18 protein-coding genes and 1 pseudogene are annotated in these 19,217 nt (G+C 61.9%); 13 read left to right on the plus strand and 6 right to left on the minus strand.

All coding sequences use genetic code 11. The annotated features are described in order from the left end of the window. The first annotated feature begins 23 nt into the window (after window positions 1-23). The 3 genes from J3R84_RS31315 to J3R84_RS31325 all read left to right on the plus strand — a co-directional run bounded on the left by J3R84_RS31315 (window position 24) and on the right by J3R84_RS31325 (window position 2,447). Window positions 24-533, plus strand: a complete 510-nt coding sequence (locus J3R84_RS31315; RefSeq protein ID WP_057220512.1) for a hypothetical protein — start codon at window positions 24-26, stop codon at window positions 531-533. A 770-nt stretch (window positions 534-1,303) separates the two neighbouring features. Next, entirely contained in the window at window positions 1,304-2,152 is an 849-nt protein-coding gene (locus J3R84_RS31320) for a DUF932 domain-containing protein (protein WP_203530128.1), read from the plus strand. A gap of 79 nt (window positions 2,153-2,231) precedes the next feature. Continuing rightward, window positions 2,232-2,447: a hypothetical protein gene (locus J3R84_RS31325; protein WP_063978346.1), complete on the plus strand. Its 216-nt coding sequence runs from the start codon at window positions 2,232-2,234 to the stop codon at window positions 2,445-2,447. Between the two features lie 51 nt (window positions 2,448-2,498). On the opposite strand, the gene J3R84_RS31330 is transcribed toward J3R84_RS31325, so the two are convergent. Together J3R84_RS31330 and J3R84_RS31335 are read right to left on the minus strand one after the other, a co-directional pair. Then, complete coding sequence (locus tag J3R84_RS31330; protein WP_057258460.1) at window positions 2,499-2,882, minus strand: hypothetical protein; 384 nt, start codon at window positions 2,880-2,882, stop codon at window positions 2,499-2,501. Next, window positions 2,879-3,562: a ParA family protein gene (locus J3R84_RS31335; RefSeq protein ID WP_107028800.1), complete on the minus strand. Its 684-nt coding sequence runs from the start codon at window positions 3,560-3,562 to the stop codon at window positions 2,879-2,881. Before J3R84_RS31335 ends, J3R84_RS31330 begins: the two co-directional genes overlap by 4 nt. Before the next feature lie 487 nt (window positions 3,563-4,049). Between J3R84_RS31335 and J3R84_RS31340 the strand changes: the two genes are divergently transcribed. Both J3R84_RS31340 and J3R84_RS31345 read left to right on the plus strand, forming a co-directional pair. After that, window positions 4,050-4,418, plus strand: a complete 369-nt coding sequence (locus J3R84_RS31340) for a plasmid mobilization relaxosome protein MobC (protein WP_057211202.1) — start codon at window positions 4,050-4,052, stop codon at window positions 4,416-4,418. Next, on the plus strand, window positions 4,408-6,978 hold the full coding sequence (locus J3R84_RS31345) for a relaxase/mobilization nuclease domain-containing protein (protein ID WP_203530129.1): 2,571 nt from the start codon (window positions 4,408-4,410) through the stop codon (window positions 6,976-6,978). Before J3R84_RS31340 ends, J3R84_RS31345 begins: the two co-directional genes overlap by 11 nt. Before the next feature lie 247 nt (window positions 6,979-7,225). On the opposite strand, the gene J3R84_RS31350 is transcribed toward J3R84_RS31345, so the two are convergent. Further along, complete coding sequence (locus J3R84_RS31350; protein WP_207932900.1) at window positions 7,226-8,659, minus strand: aldehyde dehydrogenase family protein; 1,434 nt, start codon at window positions 8,657-8,659, stop codon at window positions 7,226-7,228. Window positions 8,660-8,871: 212 nt separating this feature from the next. Between J3R84_RS31350 and J3R84_RS31355 the strand changes: the two genes are divergently transcribed. The 8 genes from J3R84_RS31355 to J3R84_RS31390 all read left to right on the plus strand — a co-directional run bounded on the left by J3R84_RS31355 (window position 8,872) and on the right by J3R84_RS31390 (window position 17,309). Further along, the gene (locus tag J3R84_RS31355; protein ID WP_057217596.1) at window positions 8,872-9,906 is read left to right on the plus strand and encodes an ABC transporter substrate-binding protein; all 1,035 of its coding nucleotides are present in this window, start codon (window positions 8,872-8,874) and stop codon (window positions 9,904-9,906) included. Window positions 9,907-9,910: 4 nt separating this feature from the next. Then, window positions 9,911-10,723: an ABC transporter ATP-binding protein gene (locus J3R84_RS31360; protein WP_107028436.1), complete on the plus strand. Its 813-nt coding sequence runs from the start codon at window positions 9,911-9,913 to the stop codon at window positions 10,721-10,723. A 62-nt stretch (window positions 10,724-10,785) separates the two neighbouring features. Beyond that, on the plus strand, window positions 10,786-11,559 hold the full coding sequence (locus tag J3R84_RS31365; protein ID WP_225906586.1) for an ABC transporter permease: 774 nt from the start codon (window positions 10,786-10,788) through the stop codon (window positions 11,557-11,559). Window positions 11,560-11,667: 108 nt separating this feature from the next. Further along, the gene (locus J3R84_RS31370; RefSeq protein ID WP_107028435.1) at window positions 11,668-13,023 is read left to right on the plus strand and encodes an FAD-dependent oxidoreductase; all 1,356 of its coding nucleotides are present in this window, start codon (window positions 11,668-11,670) and stop codon (window positions 13,021-13,023) included. Further along, entirely contained in the window at window positions 13,020-14,177 is a 1,158-nt protein-coding gene (locus tag J3R84_RS31375) for a CaiB/BaiF CoA transferase family protein (protein WP_113568944.1), read from the plus strand. Before J3R84_RS31370 ends, J3R84_RS31375 begins: the two co-directional genes overlap by 4 nt. Continuing rightward, window positions 14,174-14,947 carry an enoyl-CoA hydratase-related protein gene (locus tag J3R84_RS31380; protein ID WP_203530093.1) on the plus strand — a complete coding sequence of 258 codons (774 nt, stop codon included), beginning with the start codon at window positions 14,174-14,176 and terminating at the stop codon, window positions 14,945-14,947. The genes J3R84_RS31375 and J3R84_RS31380 overlap by 4 nt, the downstream gene beginning before the upstream one ends. Before the next feature lie 44 nt (window positions 14,948-14,991). After that, window positions 14,992-15,915, plus strand: coding sequence for a LysR family transcriptional regulator (locus J3R84_RS31385; RefSeq protein WP_203530092.1), 924 nt, complete (start codon window positions 14,992-14,994; stop codon window positions 15,913-15,915). Window positions 15,916-15,986: 71 nt separating this feature from the next. Beyond that, window positions 15,987-17,309 carry an amidohydrolase family protein gene (locus J3R84_RS31390; RefSeq protein ID WP_309239310.1) on the plus strand — a complete coding sequence of 441 codons (1,323 nt, stop codon included), beginning with the start codon at window positions 15,987-15,989 and terminating at the stop codon, window positions 17,307-17,309. On the opposite strand, the gene J3R84_RS31395 is transcribed toward J3R84_RS31390, so the two are convergent. The 3 genes and pseudogenes from J3R84_RS31395 to J3R84_RS31405 form a co-directional block, all read right to left on the minus strand. Next, a complete protein-coding gene (locus J3R84_RS31395; RefSeq protein ID WP_203530091.1) occupies window positions 17,291-18,178 on the minus strand; it encodes a dihydrodipicolinate synthase family protein in 888 nt (295 codons plus the stop codon). The genes J3R84_RS31390 and J3R84_RS31395 overlap by 19 nt on opposite strands. A gap of 26 nt (window positions 18,179-18,204) precedes the next feature. Then, window positions 18,205-18,543, minus strand: a complete 339-nt coding sequence (gene fdxA, locus J3R84_RS31400) for a ferredoxin (RefSeq protein ID WP_203530090.1) — start codon at window positions 18,541-18,543, stop codon at window positions 18,205-18,207. A gap of 389 nt (window positions 18,544-18,932) precedes the next feature. Further along, window positions 18,933-19,158, minus strand: a pseudogene (locus J3R84_RS31405) (DUF3088 family protein); the annotation flags it as partial. Window positions 19,159-19,217 lie beyond the last annotated feature (59 nt).

A 19,217-nucleotide genomic window follows, 5' to 3' on the forward strand; every position in this document is an offset into this window, starting at 1 on the left:
CTGTGTTTGATGGGATATTGCCGATGTTTGCCAAAGCTAAGTCTGTAACCGTCCTCGTCGCAGTGTTTCTGACGACCGCCGCGCTTCCCACCCCCGCTTCTGGGAGCGAATGGGGTTGCGAAGTCTTGCTGTGCGCGTCGTCTTCCAATCCCTCTTGGCGCGGTGTTCCCGCCTGCCATCCGCCGGTGGCTCGCCTCATCTCCGCGATGAAGAAGCCGGGATTCAATTGGCCGACCTGCCCCGAAGGAGGGACGGGATCGCCAGGCTACGAGAGATATGCGGAATGCCCGGAAGGCTATCAGGTGAGGAGCAGAAGGGACGGCGACGGCTTCCCCAGGAAGGGCGACCTGTGCATCAAGACAGTCAACATTTGCCAAGGCAATGCGCACGGTCTTTACAACTCTGATCGGCAGCGGCGCTGCATACAATCGGTCTCCATTTCTCGGCCTCTCAGGTCAGAGCCCTACTTCTTCGACATCAAGAATGATACTTCTGGCAAAACCGAGCGGCATTGGTTCGGCTTGCACAAGTAAACGGATTCGAGCGGGTAAGGAAGGTTTAATCCATGCGATGTGTCAACCGCCACACCCTTCTCGGCCACGTCTTGAAAGTGAACATTTGCCACCAATCGGGAATGGGTTGCCACATGGTGACAGCAAGTCGGCGACCGCCTGATTCCAGGTTGCGATCCTCGACAAAAAGCAGGCCGAGTGGATCAAGGATAGCCTCGGGCAGGTCTCGTCTATGTCGCTCCCGGATCTCGAATGCCAGCTACGAGCGGGACGGTGAACAGGTTTACACCATCGACGTCATCGCGCAGCATCTTCAACCCGCTTTCGGAGAGCAGGGCTCACAACCATCAATAAAACTCTTGGGCGACTTGTCCCTCTGAGCCACCGCCCGTTCCGGTCGGCCGCGCTCGATGCCGCCGGCACGAAGCCTGCCTTCGGCTGTCTCCGCCGATTGCGGTAACGATCGCTTGTCCAGTCGGGTGCTTCGCGCCCGTACAGGAAGCCCGTTCCGGGCCACATCTTTGTTTCCGCCCCATGACAGCGGTGCCCGAGCCGGTCAAGCGGCCCGTGAAGCCGTTGCATCTTCCGCGCCAGTCCGCCGAGGGCGGACCCGAGAAGATGCGCCACCTTCCGCGCCACACCGCTTGACAGTCTCGCTCCCCGCCGTGGGGCGGGCTCAAGCCCACCCCCTCTGTCCGGGGGAATGTCAGAGGCCATTCCCCCGGAAAGACCGGGGAGGCTTCGCCCGAAAGGGGCTTCCCTTCGGGAAACGGGAAAACAGGAGACAGACAATGAGCATCTACGCCCGAACCGCCCGCTTCGACACCGGCCGCGCCCTGACCGAAACCGAGATGCGCCATATCGCGCCGTCAATCTTTGCCGTGACCGCCCATGAGAGCCGGTCCGAACGTTTCGAACCCATCCCGACCATCGAGGTATTGCGCGGCCTTATGAACGAAGGCTTCATGCCCGTCGGCGCCAAGCAGTCGCGCAGCCGCATCGAAGGCATGGCCGATTTTACCAAGCACCTCATCCGGCTACGCCGCATCGATGACGGCAAGATCTACAATGTCGGGGATACGGTTTGCGAAATCCTCCTGAAAAACGCCAATGACGGAACCAGCGCCTACGAGCTGATGGCCGGGCTTTTCCGTGTCCGTTGCCTCAATTCCTTGGTGACGCAGACCGGCACCATCGATGCCAACAAGGTTCGCCATTCCGGTGACGTCCAACACAAGGTCATCGAGGGCACCTATCGCGTTCTCGGCGAGGCTGAGCGAACCCTTGCCGCCCCGCAGGACTGGTCGACCATGCGGATGAACCATGAGGAGGCGGGCATTCTTGCGGATGCCGCCCATGTTCTCCGCTTTGGAGACAACGAAGGCGAGACGACCACGCCCATCAGGGCGGAGCAGTTACTTGTCCCCCGCCGCCACGACGACAGCGCCAATGATCTATGGACCGTCTGGAATGTGGTTCAGGAGAACGCCATTAAGGGCGGATTGCGCGGCGTCGGCCGTGACGATCTCGGAAGGCCCCGTCGTGTGAAGTCCCGCGCCGTCAATGGGATTGATCAGGATATCAAGCTCAACAAAGCCCTTTGGCTCCTCGGCGAAAGGATGGCGGCGCTGAAGGCGTGAGCACGCAAGTCAGGTGTGCCGCCGAAAGAGGCGGCGCATCGCCCAGCGCTCGGAAATCCGTCCGTTCGAAGGAAGCATCATGACGACCAAACTTCGCACCCTCACCCCTGAAGAGCACGCCACCCTTCAGGCTTACGCGCTCGAAAACGGTCGCCGTTGGAAATCCAAACTCCGCGAAGACTGGATGAATGCTCGTACCACCGGCATCCTGCAGGCGCTTCGCAATTCGCACGGCCCTAGCTGGTTGGTGTCCTACTCCCTGACGAAGCGATCACCGCCAACCGAAGGCGAGTAGCCAGTGATCCCCGTGACGGCCGACAAGCGTGTAAGCGTCCGCTTCTCCCGGTCAGGAAATATCGGGAATCCGGTCCGCGATTTTCAGGAGATAGTCGTCGATCGCCTCCTCGATGTAGCTGTTGAACTTGCGGCGCTCGACGGCCGCGAGGATCTTCAACGTCTTGTGGACCTCGGCACGAATATGGATTCCGGTGGTGACCTTTTCGGTGTCGCGAAAGCGCTTTCCGGCGATCGGATCGCGGCTTTCGCCTTTGGCAACCAGGTCGCGGAACTGGGTTCGGCCAACGGTCGGCTGTTTTGAGATGGACGCCCCCTCATCTTCGCGGCTTATCCGAGGAGGAGAGGCGGCCGGTTTTTCGCGCACGGTTGGACGCTCGCGGCCAGTCGAAATCAGCCCAAGGACGAGATTCTTGCTGTCCGATCCTTCGCTCATAGCTGAGCCTCCTTCGCGGTCGATCTATAGAGAGCGAGGAGTTCGCCAAGCAGCGTTTCCATTTCTGCGATCGCCTTCGGATCCGACCTCGCCGTGGTCTGCAGCGTTCCGGCCGCGCCAATCGATTGATAGGAGGCGCGCCGCGCTATTGGCTGGGATGCGAGGGCGACCCCACTTTCCCGCAGGATTTCGCGTAGCGGTTCGTGCGCCTTGGCCCGGCCGGTGACGAGATCGTGCTGGTTGATGACGATCATCGCCGCGAGCTTGCGCTTCTGATCCTCCTCGACCACGGGGATGTGATTGAGCGCGAGTTGCATACCGGCGACGACGTCGTCCTGGGTCGTCTGCAGCGGGATCAGAACGATATCGGCGCAGTAGAGGCCGGCGAACAAGTTCTCGTTCGTCGTTCCCTCGATGTCGATGAAGACGACTTTGCCCTGGCGTTGGCGCTGGAGCGCCATTTTGTAGATGCGGTTCGGATCGAGGCAGCTTTCCGCTTCCAGGCGCTCCGGCCAGACATTCATCTGTTTCGACATCGTGACCCAGCGCATCGTGTTGGCGCGGCTATCGGCATCGATCAGAAACACGTCATTGCCCGCATGGGCTGCCGTCCCCGATAGCGCGCGAACGAGCGTGGTCTTCCCGGTTCCGCCCTTCGGGTTGGCGATAGTGACGATCATGGTGGCTCCTTCAGTTCAAGAATAAATTATAATTAATTACAAAAGTTGCCTTTCGCAACGTAATTATTGCCCGTTGCTCGTTCACCATTGATGATTGATGACCGATGATTGCCCGCTGACGACGGGTAATGGTCAATAGGCAATCAACAATGTGGCCATTAATGATGAACAACATGTGCACTGCTAATTGTTGATTATCAACGATGAATAACCAGTTTCCAGCGCTGCAAGTGGGGATGAGCGCGTTAACAACGGGTAATTGTTCGCGCCTGAGTTTGTCGGTTCGCGCCAATCGGCCGAGGTGGTCGGATCGAGATCGTCGGTATCTGTGGATTGAAATTGATAATAAATTATAGTTGTCTTTTCTGTGGCAGGATAGTCAAGTTTGTGGTACAAACTCGACGTTGCCCCGCCTCCGGCAGGGCCGTGGTTCGCGCCTCTGGCGCTCCGGGTCGCCTCCGGCAACCTGACAAGCGGGAAGGAAACAATGCGGAGCGAGGTGATTAGGGTCCGTTTGCAGCCGGAGGAGCGCGAGGCGCTTGCCGTGTTGTGCGGAGAAGACCGCACCGCCAGCGACGTGATCCGGCTGCTGTTTCGCGATCAGGCGGGCCTTCCGCTTCCGGTTGGATCGTCCGAGGCAGACGCGCTGCGCGACACCAATGAGGAGCTGCGGCGGATCGGTATCAATCTCAACCAGGCGGTCCGGGCGATGAATGAGGGGCGCGTCGCCTATGAACCGGATCTCGACGCGGCGCTGCGCACTCTTCTCGACGGCCTGTTTCGGCTGCGGGCCGACGTCGACCTGATGCTGCGGATCAGCTGTGGGGAGCGGAGGGGGACTGGCCGTGGCGCATGATTGGACCGGGCTGCTCGGCGCGATCGAGACCTATACCGTCCGTCGAGCATCGTCGCTGATTGACGAGGATGAGGAATCGCGCCGGCGGCGCGCGATCGGTATCGCGATGTCGGGGCAGGCTCCGCAGGAGCGCTTTGTACCGTCTGGCATTGCGAGCAAGACACGTCGAGGTCCGATATCGCCGAACGAGCCGACGATCGCGTCAATTCTGCAGGCTTCCCGGGCATCGCAGCGAGGTGTCATCGCCCTCGTCGGTGCCTTGGGTGCTGGCCGCAATCTGGATGACGAAGAGGAATTGAAGAAGTCGGCCGGCGGGGGAGGGGGCGCAGGCCTTTCCGTGCCTCGCATGGCTCGGCCGATCTCCACGCGACGCGCCGCAACGGATAGATCCTCAGCGGAAACCGCGAGCCGTGCAGCGATTGCCGCCGGTGCACAGCCGGTCGTGATCAAGGTGACGTCGACGGTATCGAGCCGGGCTTCGGCCGCCGGCCTGATGACCTATCTCGGAACGCGCGAAGTCGAGAAGGAAAACGGCGACAGGGGCAAGGTCGATATCCCGATCTACGATCAGGATGGCCTCGCGGTCGCAAGCCGCGAGGACCGGGCCGCGGCGCTGGCCGAATGGGGCGCGGAATTCCGTAACGCCTATGCGGTCAACGCGCTGGCCACATTTTCCTTTACCGTCGCCGATACGGTCGACGATACCGCACTTCACGACGCCCTGAACGCCGCCTTTGGATCAAAGCCTTTCCTCTATTCTCGGCATCCGGATGGCAAGGTCTCGGTCTACGCGGTGACGGACCTGCCGGCGAAGAAGATTGCGGATGCGTTGAAGATACGGGAGCGGGGCGAGGGTCCGGCACGCGCTGCGGAAAATGCGGAAGCCAGTTTTGCACGCCGATTGGCCGACGCTGGAGTGACGGCCGAGGTGCGTATTCTCGGCGCCGCCGTCTCCGAAAAGTCCGGCCGCTACTTCCTTGAAAAATTCCTGCGCAACGGGAACAGCATCACCACCAGCGCCGGTGATCCGATCAAGCGCGGTTCGAGCGTCAAGGAAAAGGCGGATAGGATTTGGCGGGACTGGTCATCCCACATTCGCACCGTCGAGCCACGTAATGCCTTCCATGTCATCTTCTCGGCGCGGACTGGGACCGATCCAGAGGCGATGACGCGGGCCGTGCGGGATTTTCTGAGCGAGCAGGTCGCCGGGCACAAGTGGATCACCGCTCATCATCCGGATACCGGCCATGTGCATGTCCATGCGATGATCTCGGCGCGAGACGACATCGGCAAGGCGCTGCGCCTCACCAAGCCGGAACTCTACGAATGGCGCGAGCGGTTCGCGGCCAAGGCGCGCGAACAGGGCATCGCCATGGTCGCCACGCGGCGCGCGGATGTGGCGGCTACCCGATCATACAGCCAGTCGCAGGCCGGCGCCTACGAGCGCAGCAAGAGCGATCCTCGCTATCTCAAGACGCCCGCCGTCACCAAACGCGTCGAGCGCAAGCGCGCCGGCGTCGTCGATCGCGCCTCGCTCATCAATGGCAACCTGGCTATCGCCGCGAAATGGCAGTCAACGGCGAGCGCCTTGAAGAAGGCCGGCGCGGAGCCGTCGGTGATCGCGGCGGCCGAGCGGTTCGCAGCCGCGGCGGCCGGACAAGCTGCGCAGCCAGCGCCGCGCCACGCTGCCGGCTTTGCCCTCCTTCGTCTGGAGACGGAGGAGGTCGCTGACTGCGACGCGATTGAGATCGTCCAGCGGGTGGCCGGCGTCGATAGCAACTTCGTTTCGGCCGGCGGCAAGACAATTTATGTGCTGGCGCCCACAACGGCGAGCGTCAGCAAAATAGAGCGCGAACTCGCCAAGCAGAACGACGAGTTTGACCCGGGCGGAGAGACGCTGTCCGTCGTCAGGGATTTCGAGGCGCGGATGCTCAAGCTGGGGATGCGTTCTGACGTAATCATTGAGGCGGTGGGCTCCTCGAAGGAGGGTTTACCGTCGCCCTGGCTTCAAAAGCGGTTTGAAGCCTTTGCGCAACGATCCGGCGCGCCGTCGAACGAGCCGTCGGCGGCACTCAAGACTCTCATCGCAAACATTCAACAGCAGAAGGAAAAGACCATGCCCCTATCGCTGGAACAGTTCGACGAGCGTGTTTCTCGAGCGAACAAATCGATGGACCGCCTCGAGACCATGGTCGACAGTAGTGCGGAGCGCCAGGCCGTCGAGGAGATGCGCAAGGAAATTTCCGCGCTCTTTGCCGAGCAGCGCCGTGACATCGAGATGCAGCAGATGCAATCGGTCGCTGACACCGCAGGGGGAGGGGGCACACCGCCGGCCGCCCGCGCCGACGAGGCGCGCACCCAGGACCGGGCCGCGCCGCCGACCGTCGATCCTGCTATAGCCGCCCAGCAGCAGGCAATTGCCGCCGGTCGTGCCGCTCGTGCGGCGCGGGAACAGGCTGCCACTGCCAAAGGTGCCCAGGACGAGCAGCGCCAGCAGATCCTCCGGCAGGCTGAGCAGGATCGCCAGCGCAGCAATGACCGCGATGGCGCGGAGCGGTAGGCTCGATACTACTCTTCCATCAAGCCGTCAGTTCAGGGTCTCAGGTCACCGCACCTCCACCAAGGGATCAACAGGAGCTTGCCAGCTCGAAGCCGGTCTTTTCGCTCGTCGAGAACACGCGAACAATCGACGCGTTTTCTTTCTCCGCCATCGGACCCTTTTCGATACGATTGCGGGGAGCGCGCCTCCCGTTTTTCATTGCGGTGCGGCTGGCGCACCGCAATGAACAGACGCGAGCGCCCTGCACCTACGCCGATGTGTATGCCGTCTTGACGGTTGTGTAGAATTCGGCGGCGTAGCGACCTTGCTCGCGCGAGCCATGGGAGGAGCCCTTGCGGCCACCGAAGGGCACGTGGAAATCGACGCCGGCGGTCGGCAGGTTGACCATCACCATGCCGGCCTCGGCATTGCGCTTGAAATGCGTCGCATGTTTCAGGCTGGTGGTGGCAATGCCCGACGACAGCCCGAACGGCGTGTCATTGGCAACGGCAAGCGCCTCGTCATAATCCTTCACCCGGATCACCGAAGCGACCGGTCCGAAGATTTCTTCGCGCGAGATGCGCATCTGGTTGGTTGCCTCGGTAAACAGCGCCGGCTGCAGGTAGAAGCCGGGCGTGTCGCGCTTCAAAAGCTCGCCGCCGAAGGCGAGTTTGGCGCCTTCCCGTTTGCCGATGGCGATGTAGTCGGTGTCCTGGTTGAGCTGGCTCTGGTCGACCACCGGGCCGATATGGGTGCCGGCCTTCAGCGCATCGTCGATGGTGAGCCCCTTCATGCGCTCGCCCATTGCCGCCACGAACCGGTCGTGAATGCCTTCGGTCACGATCACCCGCGACGAGGCGGTGCAACGCTGGCCGGTGGAGAAAAAGGCGGAATTGACGGCGGCTTCGACGGCAACGCTAAGATCGGCGTCGTCGAGCACCACGAACGGGTTCTTGCCGCCCATTTCCAGCTGGTATTTGCGATTGTGCTCGACCGAGGCCAGTGCCACGCGTTTGCCGGTGCCGGTCGAGCCGGTAAAGGTGATCGCGTGAATGTCGGGGCTGTCGAGCATCGTCTGGCCGACGACCGAACCCTTGCCCATCACCAAGTTCAACACGCCCTTCGGCAGGCCGGCACGATGGAGAATGTCGACAATCGACCATGCCGAGCCCGGCACGAGGTCGGCAGGCTTGAAGACGACGGTGTTGCCGTAGCAGAGCGCCGGCGCGATCTTCCAGGCGGGAATGGCGATCGGGAAATTCCATGGCGTGATGATGCCGACGACGCCGACCGGCTCGCGGGTGATCTCGACGCCGATATCAGGGCGCACCGAGGGGATGATTTCGCCAGCCAACCGCAGCGCCTCGCCGGCAAAGAAGTCGAAGATCTGGCCGGCGCGCACGGTCTCGCCGATGCCTTCTGCCAGCGTCTTGCCCTCTTCGCGCGACAACAGCCGTCCGAGCTCGTCCTTGCGCGCCAGGATCTCGTCGGCGGTCTTTCGAAGGATCGCATGACGCTCGAGGATGCCGGAGCGCGACCAGGCCGGAAGGGCGGCCTTGGCCGCGGCAATCGCCGCCTTCGCATCGTCGGCCGAGGCGCGGGCATATTCCCCGATCACGTCGTTGGTGTCGGACGGATTGATATTGCGGACCGCATCGCTGCCGTGGATCCATTCACCATCGATCAGGTTTCTGTATGTCATGTCTATCCTCTGATGAGCCTTGGAGATGCGTTTGCTTATCCAATGGCGGCGGGCTCCAACAAAGAGCAATCTTTCGACCCCGCCATTGCCGAAACGGCAAACCTGGGAAAAGTTGGGTGTTGCCGTATTGGCAATGCTTAGCGCTAAAAATTATGCTTTATGAGATGGCAAATTCGATCATCATCGCTCCCATAACAAGCAAGGGGAACGATATGTCTCATTTCATGATGAACCGCCGAGGGTTCCTTTCGAATGCGGCCGCTGTGGGCGCGATTGCCGCCGCGCACAGTCTGATCAATGTCTCGGCAGGCCACGCGGCAGATACTGCCACAATCCGCATGCAGCTCGGTTGGCTACCCTCCAACGGACTTCTCGGAGAGCTCGTCGCTCGCAAGAAGGGCTACTATTCCGAAAAGGGAATCGAGCTCGAAATCGTACCCGGCGGACCTAATGTCGATGGTGTCGCCGGCGTCGCCGTTGGTCAGTCGACGATCGGGCAGGTCTCCTCCAGTCCGTCGGTCATGCTGGCCCGCTCGGCTGGCGCGCCGATCAAGGCATTCGCGGCCGGCTACCAGAAGCATCCCTTCGCGTATTTCTCTCGAAAGGCAAATCCCATTGCCAAGCCCGAGGACATGATCGGCAAGACGATCGCTGCCATCCCCACGTCGGTCATCCTTCTGCGCGCGCTTCTCGCCAAGAACGGGATCTCGGAAGATCAGGTCAAGATCGTCAACATGGGGTCGGACATGAACCAGCTGGTGACCGGTCAGGCCGATGCGGTCTGCGGCTGGCTTACCAACGTCAACGCCCTGAAGGTTCTGGGGGACGACCGCGTCGACCTGACCCTCTGGGACGGCGGCATCCGGCTCTATGCCAATGTCTACTACACGACCGACGATCAGCTGGAAAATCACGCCGACCATCTTTCGGCATTCGTCGCAGGCTCGGCGCGCGGGTGGGGTTATGCGCGCGACAACAAGGAAGAGGCCGTCGATATCCTGCTCGAATCCTATCCGAACCTTGACAAGGCAAGCGAGCTTGAGGCTATCGGGCCGTTGATGAAGTTCGTGTTCAACGACGCCACCGCCGCGGTGGGTTGGGGTGGCATGGACCGCACGAACTGGGAGGAGCAGATCAAGACCTATGCGGACCTCGGCCAGTTCCAAGGGGCCGTGCCGAAGGCGGAGGACGTCTACACGATGGCAATCCTCGATGCCACGGCCGACATCCGCAAGAGCGTAGGATAAGGCGATGTTGGAAACGCTCAACAGACCCAAGCAGGCACCGATCGGCAACACCGGTGCCTCGGCGGTATCGGTGAAGAACCTTCACATTCGCTTCGGTGCGGATGATTCCAGCTTCACGGCCCTGTCCGACGTTTCGGTCGAGATACCGGCCGGCTCGCTCGTGACCATGCTCGGCCCTTCGGGCTGCGGCAAGTCGACGTTGCTGCGGACGGTCGCAGACCTGGTGCACATCAGCGATGGCTCGGTGTCCGTACACGACAAGACGCCGCGCAAGGCGCGTGAGGGCCGCGATTTCGCCTTCGTCTTCCAGGAGGCGACGTTGCTGCCGTGGCGCAATGTCATCGACAACGTGCGCCTCCCGCTGCAGGTGGGAAAACGAGAGGCGGGAGTGACCTACGCCGACCCGGAGGCCTTGCTGGCTCTCGTCGGATTGAAGGGGCGCGAAAAGGCGCTGCCGCACGAATTGTCCGGTGGCCAGCGCCAACGCGTGGCAATTGCCCGCGCACTCGTCACCCGCCCGCGTATCCTGTTGATGGATGAGCCCTTCGGCGCGCTCGACGAGATCACGCGCGACAAGCTGAACGAGGAATTGCTGCGCCTCTGGCAGGAAACAGGGACCACCATTCTGTTCGTCACGCATTCGATCCCGGAGGCGGTCTTTCTCGGTCAATACGTGCTGATGCTCGCGGCCCATCCCGGCCGCGTCAAGGAGTTCATGAAGGTCGACCTGCCACATCCGCGATCCCTCGCGATGCGTGACACGGTCGAGTTCATCCAGGTTACCGCCCACCTGCGCACACTTTTGGGAGAATGTTGATGGCAAATGCCCTTCCTTCGCAAGCGGAAGGCCGCGCTTTGACGGACGGCAACAGGTTCAGGATGCTAGATGCCGCCGCCGCCGCTGCCCTGAGACACCTGCCGGCAACACTCGCGATCCTCGGCTGCATCCTCCTTTGGCAACTCGTCGTCTGGGGCTTCTCGGTGCCAACGTTCATGGCGCCCGGTCCGGTCGACGTGATCAAGGCCTTCGGCGAAAATGGCGGCATCCTGTGGACGAACTTCTGGCCGACGCTCATGGAAGCGTTTCTCGGTTTCGTGTTCGGCAACGTCATTGCCGTCCTCTTGGCGGTCTGGTTCGTCTACAGCCCGCTTGCCGAGCGGGCGTTCTATCCGATCGCCGTGATCATCAAGTCGATCCCGATCATCGCGCTTGCGCCGATCCTGGTGCTGCTCGTGGGCAACGGCATCGCGCCGAAGATCATCATCGCCGGCCTGATCTGCTTCTTCCCGACGCTCGTCAACATGGTCCAAGGACTGAAGTCGGCGAGCCCCGCAATGATCGATCTCATGCGCGTCCTGTCCGCCAGCAACTCCGAGATTTTCTGGAAGGTCCGCCTTCCCAGCTCGCTGCCTTTCCTTTTCGCCGCACTGAAGATCGCGGCAACCAGCAGCGTCATGGGCGCTATCGTCGCGGAATGGATCGGATCCAGCTACGGCCTTGGCGCCCTGATCATCGAGGCGACCTATAATTTCCGATCGCCGCTGCTCTATGCGACCGTCGTGATCGCCGCCTCGCTCGCCGTGGTTCTCTTCTTCGCCGTTTCGTTCGCGGAATCGAAGATCGTCCGCTGGAAGCCGACGACGGACCACTAACCCCAAGACACCTGCAGCCGGACCTATCCAGGTCCGGCCACCCAACGAAGTCACTGGCTGTGAACTCTTTCACATCTCGCCGGACACTTTCCCTATGGAGGAACGACAATGGAAACAATCAGGGAGCCTTTGCGTGACGCCAAGATCGTCGATCGCTCGGACGTGGTCGTCGTCGGCGGCGGCCCGGCAGGCATCTCCGCGGCCGTGTCGGCTGCGCGCACCGGAGCCAGCGTCACTCTGCTCGAGCGCTATCCCTATGTGGGCGGCCTTGCCTCGGGCGGTATGGTCCTGGTGCTCGACGACATGGTCAACAACGTCGAAATCACCGTGCGCGGCATCTGCATGGAGATGATCGAACGGATGAAGACGCTGGGCCTCTGCGTCACGCCGACGGATGGCGACCGCCAGCTCGATCTCCGCGATACGCCGGAAGCGTGGCGTCGGTGGGCGCGCTGGGGGTTGTTCGATTTCCACACGCCGTCTGCGCCGCATCCGATCTGCTACGCGGCCGCATTCGATCCGGACGCCTTCAAGCGCGTCGCCTACGACATCCTGCGCGAATCCGGCGTGAAGCTCAGGACACACAGCTGGTTTTCGTCGGCGATCGTCGAGAACAACACGATCAAGGGCGTAGTCTGCCAAACCAAGGCAGGGCGCGAGGCCATCATGGGCGATGTGGTCATCGATGCGTCGGGCGACCTCGATGTTGCCGCAGACGCCGGCGCTCAGCATACCGACGGCAACTTCATCCTGACGACGGTTTCCCGCTGGGGCGGTATCGACACCGAGGCAGCCGAGCGTTTCGAGTTCGAGGAACCGGAACGGTTCAAGCTGCTCGATCACGAAGCCAAGCGCCTGATCGGCGGTTGCTGGTCGTTCTGGTGGCTGAAGACGCCGCTGCCCGGCGTCATCTGGCTGAACTGCCCACATATGCCGAAGCTTTCCGGTCTGCGCGTCGAAGACCTGACCTATGCCGAACTTGAGGGCCGCAGCCGCATCGCCCGCCTGCTCGATTTCGCCCGGGCGAACCTGCCGGGCTTCGAAAATGCCTATGTCATCGATTTTGCGCCGCAGACGGGCGTGCGCCAGTCGCGCCTGCTTCAGGGTGAGTATGTCGTCACCAAGGACGATGTGATGACCCGCCGCCACTTCTCTGACACGGTCTGCCGCGGTCGTGACTACTACACGCCTTACCGGGCGATGCTGCCCAAGGAAGTCGACCAGCTGATCGTCGCAGGCAGGCACTATTCCGCGACGATCCAGGCGCAGAAGTCGAGCCGCGAGATCCCGCCGTGCATGGCGATGGGCGAGGCGGCAGGTGTTGCTGCAACCGTCGCTCTCAACGCGGGCGTGAAGGTGCGAGACGCCGATGTCAGGGCGATCCAGAAGCAGCTCCGAGCCCAGGGCGCCGATCCAGGCGACGTTCCATCCGAAAATGCAACCTATCTGGAGGCCGCAGAATGACATCGCTTCCCCTCGACGGTATCCGCGTCGTCGATTTCACCCAGGTCATGCTTGGTCCTTGCTGCACGCAAATGCTGGCCGACTATGGCGCAGAGGTCATCAAGGTCGAAAAGGCCAAGATCGGCGATCTCTCTCGCTGGTCGCTAGGGTCGGATCCGGACGGCCTCAACAATCCGGTCTTCTCGTCGCTCAACCGCAATAAGAAGAGCCTGGCCCTCGACCTCAAGCAGGACGAGGCGCGTGCCGCCGTGCGCGCACTGATCGAAACGGCCGACGTGGTCGTCAACAATTTTCGGCCGGATGTCATGGAACGCATGGGCTTTGGCTATGAGGAGCTCAAGAAGACCAATCCGCGGCTCATCTATGCCGTCGGCACCGGCTTCGGCCTGGAGGGACCCTATCGGCACAAGGGCGGGCAGGATATTCTCGCGCAGGCGCTTTCGGGCGTCATGCGGCGCAAGTCGGACGCGAGCCACCCGCTGTCGATCTATGCGACACCGCTTGCCGATTATTCGGCCGGCATGCACCTCGTGCAAGGCATCCTGCTGGCGCTGCTACACCGTGACAAGACCGGTGAGGGCCAGCAGGTCTCGGTCAGCCTCTACAGCTCCATGCTCGCCATGCAGATGCAGGAAGGCACCACGCATATGATGCGGGAGAAGGACCTGAACTGGGGCGCTTTCCCGCTGACCGGCGTTTTCGAGACCACGGACGGCGCCATCGTCATGGTCGGCGCCTTCAAGCCAAATCCGCTGCGGGATATTTGCACCGCATTGGAGATCGAGGACCTGTCGCTGCAGCCGCAATTTGCAGACTTCGATGAACAGATGAAGCGCCGCCCGCAATTGCAGCAGGTGTTTCGCGAGACGTTCGCCAGGAACAGCAGCGCCCATTGGCTCGCCCGCCTGGAGCAGGTGGACATTCTCTGCGCGCCGGTGCGCTCGCTTCCCGAAGCCCTCGAGGATGAGCAGACCACGATCAATGGCATGATCCTGGATGCCGGCGAGACCAAAGCCGGCCCGGTCCGGCTGGTCGGTTCGCCGATCGACATGTCGGCGGCAACCGTGACGGTCCGCATCGCCCCGCCGAAGCTCGGCGAGCACAACGACGAGATCCTCTCGGAGATGGCCGTGCGTCAGGGAGATGCGGCATGAGCGTGGAGTTTGTCGTAAAGGGCCGCGTTGCCGCCGTCACGCTCTGCCGGCCGGAGCGAATGAATGCGGTGGACGCGGCAACCGAACGCGAACTGGAGGCGATCTGGCAGGAGATCGAAGCCCGCGACGACATAAGCTGTGTCGTGCTGACGGGTGCGGGCGAACGGGCATTCTGCGCCGGGGCCGATCTGAAGGGCGCCGAAACGACAGGCCTCGAATACTGGACCGAAAGCCGGCCGAACGGTTTTGGCGGGCTGGCTTTTCGCCGCTCGCTGGATGTTCCCGTCATCGCCAGGGTCAACGGCTATGCGCTCGGCGGCGGGTTCGAAATGGTTCTCGGCTGCGATATCGTCATCGCCTCGACGACGTCGGCCTTCGGTCTGCCGGAGGCTCGTGTCGGGCGCCTGCCGCTCGATGGCGGCATGGTCCTGCTGCAGCGCCGGATCCCGCACAATCTCGCAATGGGCGTGCTTTTGACCGGTCGTCAGTTCTCTGCCGTAGAGATGCAAGGTTTCGGCATCGTCAACGAGGTGGCCGAACCGCAGGAGCTCGATGCGGCTGTTGTGCGCTGGACCGATGAAATCGTCGCCTGTGCGCCGCTTTCGCTTCGGGCGATCAAACAGACCGTCAATCGGACCGGTCATCTTTCGCCGGCCGAGGCCCAGGGCTTGCGGACGCCCGCGCTCGTAAAGGCGCTCAAGAGTGAGGACGCCCTGGAAGGTGTCACCGCCTTCCAGGAGAAGCGCGCGCCCGTTTGGAGGGGACGGTGAGCGTGCTATAAGGTGGGCCCCAGGGGAGGGAAGGTTCCAATTGAATGCACGCCAGCATCCTGAAATACTTCGTCTCGGTCGCGCGGTCCGGATCCATTCGCAAGGCTTCCGAGGAGCTTCATGTGGCTTCCTCGGCGGTCAGTCGGCAAATCAAGAAGCTGGAGGACGAGCTTGGGATTGCGCTGTTCGAGCGGCTCTCGAATGGGCTGAGGCTGACTGTCGCCGGGGAGAACGTGCTGCGCCACGCCCGCGCTACGCTGGAGAATTTCGACCTTCTGCGCAGTGACCTCGGCGCCTTGCAGGGAAAAAAGACCGGCCGCGTCCAGATGTCCTGTCTCGACAGTCTGGCCATCCAGTTCCTGCCGGATATGGTCAACGCGTTCCACAGCGTTCACCCCGGGGTCAGCTTCCATATCCACACAGCCGGTCACGGCAACATCAGCAGCCTGGTCGCCGAAGGCGACGTCGACATGGGCCTGACCTTCGATCTGGCCCGGCCCGACGACACCGAGATGCTCTTTCGTGTGCCGATGCCGCTGATGGCTTTCGTCGGGCGTGGGCATCCGCTGGCCAAACAGCGGCAGGTTTCGCTCGCCGAGTGCGCCCAGTACGACCTTCTCTTGCAACTCGACACGCAACCGATCCGTTCGCTCATCGAAATCGAGCTCTCCGTCTTTGAGCGGACCGGACGGCCTTTTGTGCTCTCGAACAGCCAGATGATGCTCAAGCCGTTCATCATCTCCGGTCAGGGCGTGGCCTTCTTCACGCCGATCGGTTTCCTGGCGGAGATCAATTCGGGCGATGTCGTCGCCATACCGCTTTCCGGCTCGCGCCTTCAGAACCTGCACGTTGGAATTCTCGTGCAGCGGCGCCGGCAGCGCACACACGCGGCCGAGGCCGTCATCGAGTTCGTCGGCGCGGAACTGTTGAAGTTCAGCGACCAGATCATGGAGGCTATCCGCACGTGAGCGCAGGACCAATCCCGGGACGACTTCTCTTGCGCCCTGGTCATGAAGTCGCACGACGCGAGCCGGACCTCCTGCGTCATTTGCCTGATGGCATTTCCCCGGCAACGATCCCAGCCAATGCTCTCCTCATGCCACCGCCCGTCAACGCGCATGACCACGGCTATGGCATTCGCACGCTCGATTTCGGCAACATCGACGATGCCCTGGAGACGTGGATCCCGGGCCTCCGGCTCAGGCCGCGGACTGACCCCTACCTGGAAGCGCTCGTAGCATTTTCTCGGCTGGCGCAAACGGGCGTCGGTGCGACGATGCATTGCCACAACTCTCTCAACATCGACCGGCTGGTGGACGAGGCTGGCGCCGTGATGCGAGCCGCGGATGAGCTAGGCATCAGGCTCGCGCTCTCCTGCCCACTGCTTGATTTCGACCCGTGGGCCTATGATGGCGGGCCGGAGCGATTGCGCCCGTTCCTCGATCCGGCAGACTGGAAGGAAATCAGCGCCTCGATCCCGAAATACGCACCGCCCATGGTCCAGATTTCGGCAGCCGACGCTGTCGCTGCCGGCAACACCAGCCCGTTGATCGATGTTCAGTACGGCCCGATCGGGCCGCAGTGGTGCTCCAATGCGCTGCTCGAAGGCATCGCCGAGGCATCTGCAGCAACGGGCCGGCGCATTCACATGCATCTCCTCGAAAGTCCGCGGCAGCGGTGCTGGCTGGACCGGCGCTTCCCTCAGGGTGTCGTGCGATATCTGGACGATATCGGTTTCCTCTCGCCGCGCCTCGCGGTTGCCCATGGCGTTCAGTTGCGCCCGGACGAACTCGAGCTGCTGGCCGCGCGTGGGGTGCAGCTCGTTTCCAACCCGTCGGCCAATTTACGCCTGCGTTCAGGCGTGGCACCCGTCGTCGCCATGCCGGCGAATGGACCGGCTTTCGCTTTCGGCCTGGATGGGACAGGGTTCGATGATGATCAGGATCTGTGGCGGGAACTGCGCCTGGCCCATCTGTTGCATGGCGGCCGCGACATGACGCGGACCTTCACGGCCGGGCGGGTCTTCGATGCAGCGATCCATGTCGGCGCCAAAGTCCTGAATGCGCCGGTGAACGAAGACCTCGTGCTCGTGGATTACGCCGCATTAATTGCCGACAGCCTGACGGGCGATCTGGATGAGGCTGAGGTTCTGCTCGTCCGGATGACGGCGGCCCATGCAAAGGGCCTTTACGTCGGCGGACGGGAGATCATGCGCGATGGAAGACTGACCCGTGTCGACTACGACGGCGTTCGGGCCGAACTCCTGAAGCAGGCACGCGCTGATGTACCTCGGTTGGCCGGCGAGCGCGCGCACGTGATCAAGCTCGCCGCGGCGACGCGCGCCTATTGTTCCGGCTGGTAAGCACGCGCGGCGATCAGGTCAAGCGTCTCCCGATGCGCGTCGCTAAGGGTAGGCTGCGGCGGGGCGGCATTGTACCAGACTGGATTTCCTGACCTCTTGGCGACCAGGTATTTGACGGCCGGGATAAGCGGGTTGGCGGCAATCAACTGCCGTAACCGAAGCACGCGATCCTGCAAGGGGGTATCGTCCTGGCTCTTCCAGAGCTTGGCCGACAGGGCCGGGGCGATATTGATCGTCGCAGAAATCGTGCCGGCGTAGTTGTCGGCGCCCGCATCGGCGAGTGTGGCCTCATTGCTCGGGAAGACGGCGAAGTTCGGGATCCTCGACAACTGGCGCGCATAGTCGAGATCGCCCGAACTGTCCTTGGCCCCCTTGATGCGATCCGGAAATGCTTCGGCGAGCCTTGCGGCGAAGGCCGGACTGTAGGTGATGCCGGTCATCTGCGGAAAGTTGTACAGATACATCGGAATCGGGTTTTTGGCGGTGCCGCGAATGAGCCGGGCAAACCAGGCGAAGAGCCCGTCGTCGGGGGCGGGCTTGTAGTAGTAAGGCGGCAAGACCAGCACTGCCGCATAGCCGAGACGGCCGGCAAGGCTCGTCAGGGCGATCGTCGTCTCGAGATCAGGAGTTCCGGTTCCGACCATCAGCCTTTTGGTATCCAGCGCCTCGGCAGCGACCATGACAGCGCTGCGCTGTTCGAAAGACAGCGAATTCGCTTCGCCTGTCGTGCCGAGCACATTCAGGCCATCACAGCCATTGTTCAGGCACCAGCTGGCATGTTCGACAAAGGCTTCGGTATCGATCCGGCCTTCCTCGTCGAACGGCGTCGGCACGGCGGCAACGACGCCACGGAATTCTGTCACAGACATGTCTCGTTCCTGTTGCTGAAATGTTGTCATGCTGACGTTGCTACCCTCTCGAAGCCGGCAACGAACGGGTGGTCCAGCGCCGTCGAGCACTCCTTGCTCCACCCGCCCGGCGATCCCAATCCGGTCACGTCGGAGTCGAAGAACTCCTTGTTGACGGCGATGAAGTGGCGCTGGCTCTCCGGGATCTCGTGATCCCAGACAATGGCGTCGACAGGACAGATCGACAGACAGAGCCCACAATTTATGCATTCTTCGGGGTGAATGTAGAAGGTACGGCCACCTTCGTAGATGCAGTCCACGGGGCAGGCCGCGGTACAGTCGCCGTCCTTCACGTCGATGCAGGGCTCTGTAATGACATAGGCCATCTTGCTTGCCTCTGAGGAGTTGCTTGCAAGACCAATGTTTCAGAGTTTCTTCCGGCGAAGAAGCATAGATATTCGCCGTGACGGTTGCCAAAAAGGCAACATCTGGACGCTGTGAGCTTTTGGCCGCAATCAGCTCAAGATTTGGTATGGGGGTGATTTTTGGACGCATTTGCTTGCGCCACTGTTGTGCCGCGTTGCGACGACCGACGATGATATCGCGAATGGCGCGTTAGGAGACGAGATCGTCGAAGTCCCTGGCTCCGCGCATCAGGTTGCGGAAATCGGCCGCCGGCGTTCCTGGTCCGTATCGGCCGCAAGTATCCCGATCGAGCTCGACGCGGCAGGGGAACATCGCGGTTCACCCTTGGACATCAACCCTGGAGTCCAGCTTATGGATGTGGATCTGGGAAGCCATGCCTTTCGGACAGGGCGGCAAGGATTTTGTCTTTTTCGGAAATGAACGCTCTTCCTTGAAAAACATCAGTTTGATGCTTCGATGTTTCGCCGTCCGCCAGCACAAGCAGCGGCAGGGACTGATTCATGTCTCCTACTAGAGCAATGACGGGCGATCGCGGACGAGCACGCAATCCGTTCAACATCAATCTTTCGCGCAAGAATTGAGTGCGATCTCCGCGAAGGCATAATCCGAAGTTACGATGTTTGCAGGCACGGAA

Origin of the sequence: Ensifer canadensis (assembly GCF_017488845.2) — a bacterium.
Lineage (GTDB): Bacteria > Pseudomonadota > Alphaproteobacteria > Rhizobiales > Rhizobiaceae > Ensifer > Ensifer canadensis.

Bases quoted from the DNA above. Each gene is read 5' to 3' on its own strand.
- J3R84_RS31320 (WP_203530128.1), top strand. From the start codon at position 1,304: ATGAGCATCTACGCCCGAACCGCCCGCTTCGACACCGGCCGCGCCCTG.
- J3R84_RS31380 (WP_203530093.1), top strand. From the start codon at position 14,174: ATGAGCGTGGAGTTTGTCGTAAAGGGCCGCGTTGCCGCCGTCACGCTC.
- J3R84_RS31325 (WP_063978346.1), top strand. From the start codon at position 2,232: ATGACGACCAAACTTCGCACCCTCACCCCTGAAGAGCACGCCACCCTT.
- J3R84_RS31395 (WP_203530091.1), bottom strand. From the start codon at position 18,178: ATGTCTGTGACAGAATTCCGTGGCGTCGTTGCCGCCGTGCCGACGCCG.
- J3R84_RS31330 (WP_057258460.1), bottom strand. From the start codon at position 2,882: ATGAGCGAAGGATCGGACAGCAAGAATCTCGTCCTTGGGCTGATTTCG.
- J3R84_RS31355 (WP_057217596.1), top strand. From the start codon at position 8,872: ATGTCTCATTTCATGATGAACCGCCGAGGGTTCCTTTCGAATGCGGCC.
- J3R84_RS31335 (WP_107028800.1), bottom strand. From the start codon at position 3,562: ATGATCGTCACTATCGCCAACCCGAAGGGCGGAACCGGGAAGACCACG.
- J3R84_RS31350 (WP_207932900.1), bottom strand. From the start codon at position 8,659: ATGACATACAGAAACCTGATCGATGGTGAATGGATCCACGGCAGCGAT.
- J3R84_RS31340 (WP_057211202.1), top strand. From the start codon at position 4,050: ATGCGGAGCGAGGTGATTAGGGTCCGTTTGCAGCCGGAGGAGCGCGAG.
- J3R84_RS31370 (WP_107028435.1), top strand. From the start codon at position 11,668: ATGGAAACAATCAGGGAGCCTTTGCGTGACGCCAAGATCGTCGATCGC.
- J3R84_RS31315 (WP_057220512.1), top strand. From the start codon at position 24: ATGTTTGCCAAAGCTAAGTCTGTAACCGTCCTCGTCGCAGTGTTTCTG.
- J3R84_RS31385 (WP_203530092.1), top strand. From the start codon at position 14,992: ATGCACGCCAGCATCCTGAAATACTTCGTCTCGGTCGCGCGGTCCGGA.
- J3R84_RS31360 (WP_107028436.1), top strand. From the start codon at position 9,911: ATGTTGGAAACGCTCAACAGACCCAAGCAGGCACCGATCGGCAACACC.
- J3R84_RS31365 (WP_225906586.1), top strand. From the start codon at position 10,786: ATGCTAGATGCCGCCGCCGCCGCTGCCCTGAGACACCTGCCGGCAACA.
- fdxA (WP_203530090.1), bottom strand. From the start codon at position 18,543: ATGGCCTATGTCATTACAGAGCCCTGCATCGACGTGAAGGACGGCGAC.
- J3R84_RS31375 (WP_113568944.1), top strand. From the start codon at position 13,020: ATGACATCGCTTCCCCTCGACGGTATCCGCGTCGTCGATTTCACCCAG.